General features: G+C 70.1%; 8 protein-coding genes. All 8 read right to left on the reverse strand.

All coding sequences use genetic code 11. From position 1 onward, the window contains the following. Nucleotides 1-169: 169 nt before the first annotated feature. The gene (locus IF78_RS0128785) at nt 170-1,306 is read right to left on the reverse strand and encodes an LCP family protein (RefSeq protein WP_031485842.1); all 1,137 of its coding nucleotides are present in this window, start codon (nt 1,304-1,306) and stop codon (nt 170-172) included. 205 nt (nt 1,307-1,511) lie between these two features. Further along, on the reverse strand, nt 1,512-3,293 hold the full coding sequence (locus tag IF78_RS0128790) for a trypsin-like serine protease (protein WP_031485844.1): 1,782 nt from the start codon (nt 3,291-3,293) through the stop codon (nt 1,512-1,514). A 164-nt stretch (nt 3,294-3,457) separates the two neighbouring features. Then, nucleotides 3,458-5,491 (reverse strand): transcription termination factor Rho, encoded by a 2,034-nt coding sequence (rho, locus tag IF78_RS0128795; protein ID WP_031485846.1) that lies wholly within the window; start codon nt 5,489-5,491, stop codon nt 3,458-3,460. A gap of 411 nt (nt 5,492-5,902) precedes the next feature. Beyond that, nucleotides 5,903-6,820, reverse strand: coding sequence for a homoserine kinase (gene thrB, locus IF78_RS0128800; protein WP_031485848.1), 918 nt, complete (start codon nt 6,818-6,820; stop codon nt 5,903-5,905). Nucleotides 6,821-7,213: 393 nt separating this feature from the next. Next, on the reverse strand, nt 7,214-8,272 hold the full coding sequence (thrC, locus tag IF78_RS0128805; RefSeq protein WP_031485849.1) for a threonine synthase: 1,059 nt from the start codon (nt 8,270-8,272) through the stop codon (nt 7,214-7,216). Between the two features lie 6 nt (nt 8,273-8,278). Next, complete coding sequence (locus IF78_RS0128810) at nt 8,279-9,571, reverse strand: homoserine dehydrogenase (RefSeq protein WP_078662626.1); 1,293 nt, start codon at nt 9,569-9,571, stop codon at nt 8,279-8,281. Between the two features lie 143 nt (nt 9,572-9,714). Then, a complete protein-coding gene (gene lysA / locus IF78_RS0128815; RefSeq protein ID WP_031485853.1) occupies nt 9,715-11,106 on the reverse strand; it encodes a diaminopimelate decarboxylase in 1,392 nt (463 codons plus the stop codon). A gap of 20 nt (nt 11,107-11,126) precedes the next feature. Continuing rightward, a complete protein-coding gene (nrtL, locus tag IF78_RS0128820; protein WP_031485855.1) occupies nt 11,127-12,173 on the reverse strand; it encodes an ArgS-related anticodon-binding protein NrtL in 1,047 nt (348 codons plus the stop codon). Between the last annotated feature and the right edge of the window lie 112 nt (nt 12,174-12,285).

The following is a 12,285-nucleotide window of genomic DNA, read 5'->3' on the forward strand; positions in this document are numbered from 1 at the left end:
ACCGGGGCCGACGTACCAGTCTGCCAGGACTGGGGCCATCACCCAAAACCGGGGGTTGCCGTTGTTTGTTCCCCGAAGGTGAGTAGGGGTTCGCCCGCGGGGGTAGCGGCTTGATCACCGTCTGCCCTGAGGGGCGCCCCGGGGCAGCCCGATTCTCGCCCCGCGTCGCTCAGGACGATGTCACCACGCCGTTGGCGTCGCCCTTCGCCGTGCCCTCCGTGGCCGCCTTCGGGATCGCCTTGTCGTTCTTCAGGGCCGCCCACACCAGCTTCGCCTTCGCCTCCGCCACGATCACCCGGTTCGGGTCCGCCGGGTCGTACTGGACCGGCATCGTGACCATGTTCATGCTCTTCGAGCTGATGCCCTTGAGGCCGTTGGCGAAGGACATGAGGGAGTTGACCGTGCCGAGGTCGGAGTCGGTCGTGACCGTCTTGGTGGCGGTGTTGGCCAGGTCGTAGAGCCGCTTGGGGTTGCCGAAGAGGTTGATGTCCTTGACCTGGTTGATCAGTGCCTTGATGAAGGCCTGCTGGAGCTGGATGCGGCCGAGGTCCGAGCCGTCGCCGACGCCGTGCCGGGTGCGGACCAGGCCGAGGGCCTGCTTGCCGGTGAGCTCGTGGGTGCCGGCCTTGAGATCGAGGTGGCTGTCGGGGTCGTTGATGTCCTTGGTCGTGGTGACCTCGACGCCGCCCAGTTCGTCGATCAGCTTCTGGAAGCCGGAGAAGTCGACTTCCAGGTAGTGGTCCATCCGGATGCCGGTGAGGGACTCGACGGTCTTCACCGCGCAGGCGGCCCCGCCCGTGCCGTAGGACTCGTTGAACATGACGCCGGACGCGGCGTCGTGCGTGGTGCCGTTCGTGTCGGTGCACTTGGGGCGGTCGACCAGGGTGTCGCGCGGGATGGAGACCACGCTGGCCTTCTTGTGGCCCTCGTAGACGTGCACGATCATCGCCGTGTCGGAGCGGGCGCTGCCGTCGTCGGTGCCGCCGCCCACCTTCTTGTTGCTGCCGGAGCGGGTGTCCGAGCCGAGGACGAGGATGTTCTCCGAGCCGTTGTCGACCTTCTCGGGCCGGTCGGTGCCCAGGGCCTGGTCGATGTCGACGCTCTTGAGGTTGCCGTTGAGCTTGAAGTACAGGTACCCGGCGCCGGTGCCGCCGAGGACCACGATGCCGGCGGCCGTCCAGGCCATGATCAGCAGGCCCTTGCGTTTGTCGCGTGGCTTGCGACGGCGGCCCTTCGCGCGGTGACGCGGACCTGTAGTGCCGGTACCACCCGGTATGCCGGGCTCCGGCGTGCTCTCGGCGGACATGTGCTCCTCGGTTCTCGTCCGGTCGGTTACCCCCTGCTTTCAGGGTCAGGCGTGGCCATTTGGCCCGTACCACACCATCGTGACCCCGTCCGGTCAGACGGGGAAACTCGGAGAAGGGTTGCACAACGGACCGTGCCCACCGCCGGGGAGCGGTGGGCACGGTGCGTGCGCGGTGATACCGGGTATGCCCGTCTCACCTGCGATTTCAGCCGAAGATGTCGTACTGCTTGTAATCGGTGCCGACGGACTTCGGTGTGGCAAAGATCTCGCTGGTGGCCTTTCCGGTGCCCGGGTACAGGTAGAGCGTGCCGGAGGAGTTGCGGGCCAGGAAGTCGGCCTTGCCGTCGCCGGTGACGTCACCGACGGCGTCGAAGCCGGTGTAGCTCGCCCAGGTGCGCACCTTGATCCGGGTGGCGAAGGCGCCCGTGCCGGCCTTGCCGGTGCCCTTGAACAGATAGATGTAGCCGCCGGACGAGCTGCGCGCGATCAGGTCCGTCTTGCCGTCGCCGGTGAAGTCGCCGTGCCCGCGCAGGGAGTTGTACTGGTTGAAGCCGGTGCCGGACTTCACCGGGCTGGCGAAGGTGCCGTTGCCGTTGCCCGGGTAGATCCACAGGGCGCCGCCCGAGTCGACCGAGATCAGGTCGGGCTTGTAGTCGCCGGTGACGTCACCGGGGGCGACGATGCGGGCGCGGGTCTTCCAGTTGGTGAAGATCGTCTTGGTCGCCCAGGAACCGCTGGACTGCACGTAGTGCGACCAGAACATGGCCCCGTCGGAGCTGCGCCGGAACACCAGGTCCTGGTAGCCGTCCCGGTCGAGGTCCGTCTGCAGTACGACGTTCACGCCGCTCCAGTCGCCCCAGGACTCGCGCGCGGCGAACGAGGTGCCGTTGGAGTTCTTGGAGTAACCGGTCTTCGTGGAGGCGTTGCGCAGCCACATGTCGGCCCGGTGGTCACCGCTGATGTTGGTGTCGTCGACGCGCGGGTAGGCGGCACCGACGTAGGAGCTGACCTTGGCGAAGACGCTGTACGCGCCCTCGGCCACGCAGTCCTGCACACCCCAGGAGACGACACCGACGATGCGGCCGTTCACGACGAGCGGCCCACCGGAGTCGCCGTTGCAGGCGGACGTCGTGCCGCTGTCGCTGCCGCTGGCCGGGTTGCCCGCGCAGACCATGTGGCCCTTGATGAACTCGCTGCCGTAGTAGCCCGTGCAGGTGCTGTCGGACTGGATGGGCAGCGTGGCCGTCTTCAGCGTCTCGGAGATGTCCTGGCTGGTGGAGCTGGTCCGGCCCCAGCCGTAGACCTTGGCGCTCGTCCCGGCGGCGTACGAGGCGGTGTCGCCGGACGTCGTCATGCGGATCGGCGTCGCCTTGACCGGGCCCGCCAGCGTGACGACGGCGATGTCGTTGTCGATGGTCGTCGAGCTGTACGACGGGTGGTTCCACTGCCGGTGCGGCAGCGTGACGGTGCCGCCGTGCAGGTCGGTGTTGCCGGCGTCGTCAGTGGTCGGCAGCTGGGCGGTGCCGGTGATGACGGCGCCGTAGTTGTACCAGTCGTAGCCCTTGACGCAGTGCGCGGCGGTGAGGATCTTCGTCGGCGCGACGACGGCGCCACCGCAGAAGAAACCGATGTCGTCGGCCTCGTCGGTGGTGCCCTGGTCGTCGTAGTACCAGAGCTGCGCCATCCACGGCGCCGAGGTGATGCTGGTCGTGGTGCCGCCGATGACCATGGGGCTCGCGGTGGAGTCGTCGGAGGAGCTGCTGGTACTCGCGCCGTACGACGACTTCCGCGCCGTCTCCCCCGCGGTGTCGTCACCGGCGACGGCGCCCGCGACGCGCCGCTCCAGCTCAGCGAGCGAGGCGGAGCTGGTGGTGGGCTTCACGGTGGGCTTGGGCAGCGCGGTCGCGGCCCCCGCGGACGAGGTCAGCAGCGCGGCGGCGACGGCAGCGGCGACACCGGCGGCGGCGATGGGCAGCCCGAAACGTATCCGGCGTCTGTGACGACCCTTGCCGGACGTGGTGGTGGTCAAGAAAGTCCCCCCAGGGATGCATGAGTAGGGAGGGGCACACGGATGCCCCTGGTCCTCTCAGCGCCAAAAGGCCGCCGTACGTCACTGAATGACGTACGGCGGCCTTTATGGGGTGACTTGCGTCAGTCGCCGTTGCCGGGCGTCGGCGTCGTCTTCTGAATCTGCATCAGGAACTCGACGTTCGACTTGGTCTGCTTCATCTTGTCGAGCAGCAGCTCGATCGCCTGCTGCTGGTCGAGCGCGTGCAGCACACGACGCAGCTTCCAGACGACCGCGAGCTCCTCGTTGCCGAGCAGGATCTCTTCCTTGCGGGTACCGGACGCGTCCACGTCCACCGCGGGGAAGATGCGCTTGTCGGCGAGCTTCCGGTCGAGCTTGAGCTCCATGTTGCCGGTGCCCTTGAACTCCTCGAAGATCACCTCGTCCATGCGGGACCCGGTGTCGACGAGAGCCGTCGCCAGGATGGTGAGCGAGCCACCGTCCTCGATGTTCCGCGCGGCACCGAAGAAGCGCTTCGGCGGGTACAGCGCGGTCGAGTCGACACCACCGGACAGGATGCGGCCGGAGGCGGGCGCGGCCAGGTTGTAGGCACGACCCAGACGCGTGATGGAGTCGAGCAGCACGACCACGTCGTGACCCAGCTCCACCAGGCGCTTCGCACGCTCGATGGCGAGCTCGGCGACCGTCGTGTGGTCCTCGGCCGGGCGGTCGAAGGTCGAGGAGATGACCTCGCCCTTGACCGACCGCTGCATGTCGGTGACCTCTTCCGGACGCTCGTCGACGAGGACGACCATCAGGTGGCACTCGGGGTTGTTGTGCGTGATCGCGTTGGCGATCGCCTGCATGATCATGGTCTTACCGGTCTTCGGCGGGGCCACGATCAGACCGCGCTGGCCCTTACCGATCGGCGACACGAGGTCGATGATGCGGGTGGTCAGCACGCCCGGGTCGGTCTCCAGGCGGAGCCGGTCCTGCGGGTAGAGCGGGGTCAGCTTGTTGAACTCCGGGCGGCCGCGGCCGTGTTCGGGCGCCATGCCGTTGACGGAGTCCAGGCGGACCAGCGCGTTGAACTTCTCGCGCCGCTCGCCTTCCTTGGGCTGACGGACCGCACCGGTGATGTGGTCACCCTTGCGCAGGCCGTTCTTGCGGACCTGGGCGAGAGAGACGTACACGTCGTTCGGACCGGGCAGGTAGCCCGACGTACGGATGAAGGCGTAGTTGTCGAGGATGTCCAGGATGCCCGCGACGGGGATCAGGACGTCGTCCTCGTTGATCTGCGGCTCCGCGCTGCCCATCTCGTCGCGGCCACGACGGCCCCGGCGGTCGCGGTAGCGCCCGCGACGGCCACGACGGCCGCCCTCGAAGTCATCGTCGTCCTGCTGCTGGCCACGGTCCTGACGGCCGCCGCCCTGCTGCTGGTTCTGCTGCTGACCGCGCTGGCCGCCCTGCTGGTCGTCACCCTTGCGGCGGTCGCCTCGGTCACCGCGGTCGCCGCGGTCACGGTCGCGGCCGCGCTCACGGCGGTCGCGGCGGCGGCCCTCGCCACCGTCGGCGTCGCTCTTCGCGTCGCCCTGCTGCGCCTGCGGCTGCGCGGGCGTCTCGGCCTTCGGCTCGCTCTTCGCCTCGGCGGCGACCGTCTCGGGGGCGGCCGCGGGGGCGCCCGCCTCGGCGGTGGCGCGGCGACGGCGGCGCTCGGCCGGCGCGTCCTCTCCCCCACGCTCGGAAGCGCTCGCGCGGGAGGGGCCCCCAGCCGGCTGGCCGGGGATCTCGATCTGCTGCTGGGCCACGGCCTTCTCGGCGGGGGCCTCAGCCGCCTTCTCCGCCTTCTTCTCGGCGTCCTCGCCGGTACGGGCCTTGGAGGTGGCGCGGCGCTTGGGCTTGGTCTCGGTAGCGGCCTCCGCCTTGGGAGCCGCGGCACCTCCTCCGGCCTGCGCCTCCTTGATGACCTCGATCAGCTGGCTCTTGCGCATGCGCGCGGTGCCCCTGATGCCGAGGCCGGATGCGACCTGCTGCAGCTCGGCCAGCACCATGCCCTCGAGGCCGGTACCGCGGCGCCGCCGGGAGCCGGCACCGGTGGCAGGCGCGGAGGCGTCCGTGGCGGGCGCGGCAGCGGTCTCCTCGACACGTGCGCCCATCAGATCGGTGGTGTCGCTCACGAAGGGTCCTTCCCTGGAGCGGACGTCGGCCTGTCTGGCTCGGCGACCGGTTGTGCTTCTCCGGCTGCGGTCCTTGGTGTGTGGACCGTGCCGGGGCGGTGGTCCGCCCAAAAGTGGCGGAGGAAATATCTGGTGATGACGCTTCCCAGAGCTGTGGCACTCAGTGTCTGTGTCACTCGGCTCGGTCGCGCCGGTTCCGGAGCGTGCCCGGCAAGTCGCTCAGCGCCCGCGTACGAGGTACTGCCCGCGTACGTCGTACGAAACACAGTGCGGCTTGGGAGGCTCCCGGAAGAATGTCTGTCCCGGACGGGGACACGAAGCACCTCGCCATGGTGGGGTCGGGTGCAGACTTGAGGTTAACACTACCGGATCCAACAAACATTCCCCCTCTCGAAATCCGGCAACCGTGTGTCAGGTCGCAAGCGGCAGCACGCTCGCTCCCTGGGCGTCCAGCTCGAGCCGGTTCGCGGCCCAGCCGTCGCCTGCCAGATGGGCGACCTTGTCGGCGCTGTCGTCGTCGACCAACGCCAGAACGGTGGGGCCCGCACCGGAGATGACCGCCGGGACTCCGTCGGCCCGCAGCCGCTCCACCAGCGCCGCGCTCTCCGGCATCGCGGGCGCGCGGTACTCCTGGTGCAGACGGTCCTCGGTGGCGGGCAGCAGCAGCTCGGGGCGCCTGGTCAGGGCCTCGACGAGCAGGGCGGCACGGCCCGCGTTGGCGGCGGCGTCGACGTGCGGCACGGTGCGCGGCAGCAAGCCGCGCGCGGTCTCGGTGAGGACCGGCTTTGCGGGCACGAAAACCACCGGAACGATGGAATCGGCGGGATCCATCCTGATCGCGCGTGCGGCGCCGCCCTCCATCCAGGACAGGGTGAATCCGCCGAGCAGACAGGCCGCGACGTTGTCGGGGTGGCCCTCGATCTCGGTGGCGAGCTCCAGGAGGGCGGTGTCGTCGAGCTTGGCCTCGCCGCCTATGGTCACGGCACGCGCGGCGACGATGCCGGCGCTGATGGCGGCCGAGGAGGAGCCGAGCCCCCGGCCGTGCGGAATGCGGTTGGCGCAGACGATCTCGAGGCCGCGCGGCTGGCCGCCCAGCAGATCGAAGGCGGTGCGCAGGGACCGTACGAGAAGGTGGCTTTCGTCACGCGGGAGCGTCTCGCTGCCCTCACCCGCGATGTCGATGTGCAGCCCGGAGTCGGCCACCCGGACGACGACGTCGTCGTAGAGCCCCAGCGACAGGCCGAGGGCGTCGAAACCCGGGCCGAGGTTGGCGCTGGTGGCGGGGACGCGCACCCGGACGGCGGCGGCGCGGAAGGCTGGACCGGCCATCGCTCGATGACTCTCCTTGAGCTGCGTGATTGTCGAAGACATTCGATGACGTACGACGGACCCTGGAGCCGCGTCCGGCCGTGAGGCCGGCGGACGTGCCCCCTGCCGCTTGCGGGCCGCGGAGACGGCGCGGCCACGTGCCCCATGCGGAGGCATATGCGGCGGGCGGGTTCAGTACAGCCTATCGAAGGTGGGTTCTGTGGCGACATAGGGCGCACAGGAGGCGCACGATGCGTGTCGTAAGCCCCCTATGCACCCCCCCTAGGGAAGTTCCCCAGGTGAGCGCCCTCTGACTCGCGTACGCGAGCCTACTGCGACGGGGTGTGGCGCCGCTACGACGGGGTGCGGCGCCGCACGACGGCGTGCGGGCGCCCTCGTTCGCCCGCCCGTCTCTTACGCCAGCCCGAGCCGCTCGGCCGCCGTCGCCGCGTCGACCGGGACGGTGACCGGCTGCGGGGCGCCGGCGACGGCCCAGTCGGGGTCCTTCAGGCCGTTGCCGGTGACGGTGCAGACGATGCGCTGGCCCGGGTCGACCTTGCCCTGCTCGGCCGCCTTCAGCAGACCGGCCACGGACGCGGCGGAGGCGGGCTCCACGAAGACGCCCTCCTGCGAGGCCAACAGCCGGTAGGCGCGCAGGATTTCACGGTCCGTCACCTCGTCGATGAACCCACCGGACTCCTCCTTCGCCGCCAGGGCGAACTGCCAGGACGCCGGGTTGCCGATGCGGATGGCGGTGGCGATGGTCGACGGGTCCTTGACGACCTCGCCGCGCACGATGGGCGCCGAGCCGGAGGCCTGGAAACCCCACATGCGCGGGGTCTGCTTCGAGACACCGTCGGCGGCGTACTCCTTGTAGCCCTTCCAGTACGCGGTGATGTTGCCCGCGTTGCCCACCGGCAGGACGTGGATGTCGGGGGCGTCGCCGAGCATGTCCACGATCTCGAAGGAGGCCGTCTTCTGCCCCTCGATACGCACCGGATTGACCGAATTGACCAGCGCCACGGGGTAGTTGTCGCTCAGGTCGCGGGCGAGCGTGAGGCAGTCGTCGAAGTTGCCGTCGACCTGGAGGATCTTCGCGCCGTGGACGAGCGCCTGGCCCATCTTGCCGAGCGCGATCTTGCCCTGCGGGACGAGAACGGCCGAAACCATGCCCGCGCGCACGGCGTAGGCGGCGGCGGAGGCGGAGGTGTTGCCGGTGGAGGCGCAGATGACGGCCTTCGCCCCCTCCTCCTTGGCCTTGCTGATGGCCATGGTCATGCCGCGGTCCTTGAAGGACCCGGTGGGGTTGGCGCCCTCCACCTTGAGGTGGATCTCGCAGCCCGTGCGCTCGGAGAGCACCTGCGCGGGCACGAGGGGCGTGCCGCCCTCGCGGAGCGTCACGACCGGCGTGGTGTCGGAGACGGGCAGCCGGTCCCGGTACTCCTCGATGATTCCGCGCCACTGGTGGGTCATTGCTGGTTACTCTCCTTCAACCCGCATGATGCTGGCGACACCCCGCACGGTGTCGAGCTTGCGCAGCGCCTCCACGGTCCCGGTGAGGGCCGCGTCGGACGCACGGTGGGTGACGACGACGAGGGAGGCCTCGCCGTCCTTGCCCTGCTGGCGAACCGTATCGATCGACACACCGTGCTCCGCGAACACGGTCGCCACCTGGGCGAGAACGCCCGGTTTGTCGGCGACGTCGAGGCTGATGTGGTAGCGCGTGACGACGTCACCCATCGGCGACACGGTCAGGGCGGCGTACGCCGACTCGCCGGGCCCCGTTGCCCCGCTGAGCCGGTTGCGGCAGACGGCGACGAGGTCGCCGAGCACGGCGGACGCGGTCGGGGAACCGCCCGCGCCCGGGCCGTAGAACATGAGCTGACCGGAGGCGTCCGACTCCACGAACACGGCGTTGTACGCGCCGCGCACGGAGGCGAGCGGATGGGTCAGCGGAATCATGGCGGGGTGCACGCGCGCGGTGACCGACTGGCCGTCCCCGGCCCGCTCACAGATGGCGAGCAGCTTGATGGTGCAGCCCATCTCCTTGGCGGAGGCGAAGTCGGCCGCGGTCACCTCGGTCATGCCCTCGCGGTAGACGTCGTCGAGGCGCACGCGCGTGTGGAAGGCGATACCGGCGAGGATGGCGGCCTTGGCGGCGGCGTCGAACCCTTCGACATCGGCGGTGGGGTCGGCTTCCGCGTACCCCAGGGCGGTGGCCTCGTCGAGGGCCTCCTGGTACCCGGCCCCGGTCGAGTCCATCTTGTCGAGGATGAAGTTGGTCGTGCCGTTGACGATGCCGAGCACCCGGTTGACCTTGTCGCCGGCGAGGGACTCGCGCAGCGGGCGGATCAGCGGGATGGCGCCGGCGACGGCGGCCTCGTAGTAGAGGTCCTTGTCGTTCGCCTCCGCCGCCGCGTGAAGGGCGGCGCCGTCCTGGGCGAGGAGCGCCTTGTTGGCGGACACGACGGACGCGCCGTGCTCGAAGGCGGTGGTGATGAGGGTTCGGGCGGGCTCGATACCCCCGATGACCTCGACGACCACGTCGATGTCGCCGCGTTTGACGAGGGCGGTGGCGTCGGTGGTGATGAGCACGGGGTCGATGCCCTCACGGACCTTGGAGGGCCGCCGTACGGCCACACCAGCGAGCTCCACGGGGGCCCCGATCCGGGCGGCGAGATCGTCGGCGTGCGTCGTCATGATGCGCGCCACCTCTGAGCCGACAACTCCACAGCCCAGCAGCGCCACCTTCAGCGGACGCGTACGCATCATCCGACCTCGTTTCCTCATACCGTCTACGGTTGCACCAGTCTCACTCACCGGACGGGAGTTTCTGCCCTTCGTCCGGATCGTGAGACATCTATTTCATTTGTACAGGGGTGGAAGACAGGAGATCTTCCACCTGGGGTTGGGGACTACCCGACGTCGAGACGCAGGAGGTCCTCCTCCGTCTCCCGGCGGACGATCACCCGGGCCTCACCGTCGTTCACCGCGACGACGGGCGGCCGGAGCACGTGGTTGTAGTTGCTGGCCATGGACCGGCAGTAGGCACCCGTGGCCGGTACGGCGATGAGGTCACCCGGTGCCAGGTCGGCGGGAAGGAACGCGTCCTTCACGACGATGTCGCCGCTCTCGCAGTGCTTGCCGACGACGCGCGCGAGCATGGGCTCGGCCTCGCTCGTCCGGGACACGAGGGCGACGCTGTACTCCGCGTCGTACAACGCCGTACGGATGTTGTCGGACATGCCGCCGTCGACGGAGACGTACGTCCGCAGCCCGTCGAGGGGCTTGATGGTGCCGACCTCGTAGAGCGTGAAGGCGGTCGGGCCGACGATGGCGCGCCCGGGCTCGACGGAGATACGGGGAGTGCGCAGCTTGGCGGCCTCGCACTCACGGGTGACGATCTCGGTGAGCGCCTTGGCGATCTCGTGGGGCTCACGGGGGTCGTCGTCACTCGTGTACGCGATCCCGAGCCCACCCCCGAGGTCGATCTCCGGCAGCTCGACACCGTGCTCGTCGCGGATGTCCTTGAGCAGCCCGACGACGCGGTGCGCGGCGACCTCGAAGCCGGACATGTCGAAGATCTGCGACCCGATGTGGCTGTGAATCCCGATGAGCTCGAGCCCGTCGAGCTGAAGCGCCCGCCGCACGGCCTCGGCGGCCTGCCCCCCGGCGAGCGGAATGCCGAACTTCTGGTCCTCGTGGGCGGTGGCGATGAACTCGTGCGTGTGCGCCTCGACCCCGACGGTGATACGGATCTGGACGCGCTGGCGCTTGCCCAGGGACTGGGCGACATGCGCGACCCGCACGATCTCCTGGAAGGAGTCGAGGACGATCCGTCCGACGCCGGCGTCGATGGCCCTGGTGATTTCGTCCACGGACTTGTTGTTGCCGTGGAAGGCGATGCGGTCGGCGGGCATACCGGCGGACAAGGCCGTGGTGAGCTCGCCGCCGGAACAGACGTCGAGGTTGAGCCCCTCCTCGTGCAGCCAGCGCACGACGGCGCGGGAGAGGAACGCCTTGCCGGCGTAGAAGACGTCGGCGTCGGCCCCGAAGGCGCCGCGCCAGGCCCGGGCCCGGGCGCGGAAGTCGGCCTCGTCGAGGATGTAGGCGGGGGTGCCGTGCTCCTCGGCGAGGGTCTTCACGTCGATACCGCCGACGGTGACGGTGCCTTCGGCGTTACGGGCGACGGTCTGGGCCCACACCTTGGGGTCGAGGTCGTTGAGGTCGGCGGGCGGGGCGGCGTAGTGGCCCTCGGGGAGGACGTCGGCGTGACGGGGCCCGGCGGGGTGTGCGGAACGGCTCATCGTTCTTCTCTTCGGCTCTCTCAGAGGTGGTCGGGTGCGTCGATGCCGAGCAGGGACAGGCCACCGGCCAGCACCGTCCCGGCGGCTTCGGCAAGGGCGAGCCGGGCACGGTGGGCGGCCGAGGGTTTCTCCGCGCCTCGGGGGAGGACGGCGGGCAGCAGGGGGAGGACGGCATCGGCGACGGTGACGAGGTGCCGGGCGAGACGGTCGGGGGTGCGGTGCGCTGCCGCTTGGGCGAGGACCCGGGGGTGGTCGCCGAGGGCGATGTCGAGCTCGCGAGTGCCCGGTACGGCGCCGGGTTCGGCGCCGTACCCCAGATCGGCGGCGTTGCGCCGCAGGCCACGGGTGCGGGCGTGGGCGTACCGGACGCGGAAGAGGGGGTTGTCCTCGCGCTGGACGAGGTGGTCGTCGGTGATGCGGGGCCGGTCGTGGGCGGCGGGGTGGAGGAGGGCCCAGCGGGCGGCGTCGCGGCCGAGCGGGAGGGGGTCGGCGGGGGCCGGGACGGGTCGTACGTTGACGTCGAGCGGGGCGGGCGCGCCGGGCAGCCCGTGCGCGTCGACGCGCACGCCGAGCACGGTCTCCCACTCCGCCTCGGGCCGGGCCTCACAGCTGGTGCGGACCTGGACGCCCTGTGAGCGCAGCAGCCGGGCGACGACAGCCATGACAACGACGGCGCGTACCTCGTGCGGACTGTGCAGCTGGACGACCTGCCCGGTGGGCCTGTCGGCGAACCCGTATCTCGGTCCGCGCCGCAGGATCTCCGCGACGAGGGCGGTGGGCGCGGTGTCACCCAGGCTGATGTTGATGAACCCCGGCCCGGTGACGACTACGTCCCGTACGCCGTCGCTGTCGGCGAGCCGTGTCCTGAGGATCTCGGCGACGCGCAGGGGCGGCTGCCCGGCCGGGCGGGCGAGCTGGAGGGCGATGTTGGTGGCGTAGTCGCCACAGCCACCGGGCCCGGGAGCCGTCACGACGGCCCGCTCCGGCACGGCGACCTGCAACTCCCCGTCATCGACAGCACGACGCACCGCGCGCAGCACGGTACGGGAGAGCTCGACGGGGGTCACGGGACAAGCGTATGGGAGGAGGGGGGTGGGTATGCGAACGGGTTTGGCAGGGGTCCCGCGATGTGGACGGGCGGGGGCGGGCGCGCCGGGCAGCCCGTGCGCGTCGACGCGC

This window comes from Streptomyces bicolor (genome assembly GCF_000719285.1).
GTDB classification, from domain to species: Bacteria; Actinomycetota; Actinomycetes; order Streptomycetales; family Streptomycetaceae; genus Streptomyces; species Streptomyces bicolor.

Excerpts from the sequence above, each read along its gene's own strand:
- thrC (WP_031485849.1), bottom strand. The coding sequence starts at position 8,272 with ATGACCCACCAGTGGCGCGGAATCATCGAGGAGTACCGGGACCGGCTG.
- IF78_RS0128810 (WP_078662626.1), bottom strand. The coding sequence starts at position 9,571 with ATGATGCGTACGCGTCCGCTGAAGGTGGCGCTGCTGGGCTGTGGAGTT.
- thrB (WP_031485848.1), bottom strand. The coding sequence starts at position 6,820 with ATGGCCGGTCCAGCCTTCCGCGCCGCCGCCGTCCGGGTGCGCGTCCCC.
- IF78_RS0128785 (WP_031485842.1), bottom strand. The coding sequence starts at position 1,306 with ATGTCCGCCGAGAGCACGCCGGAGCCCGGCATACCGGGTGGTACCGGC.
- lysA (WP_031485853.1), bottom strand. The coding sequence starts at position 11,106 with ATGAGCCGTTCCGCACACCCCGCCGGGCCCCGTCACGCCGACGTCCTC.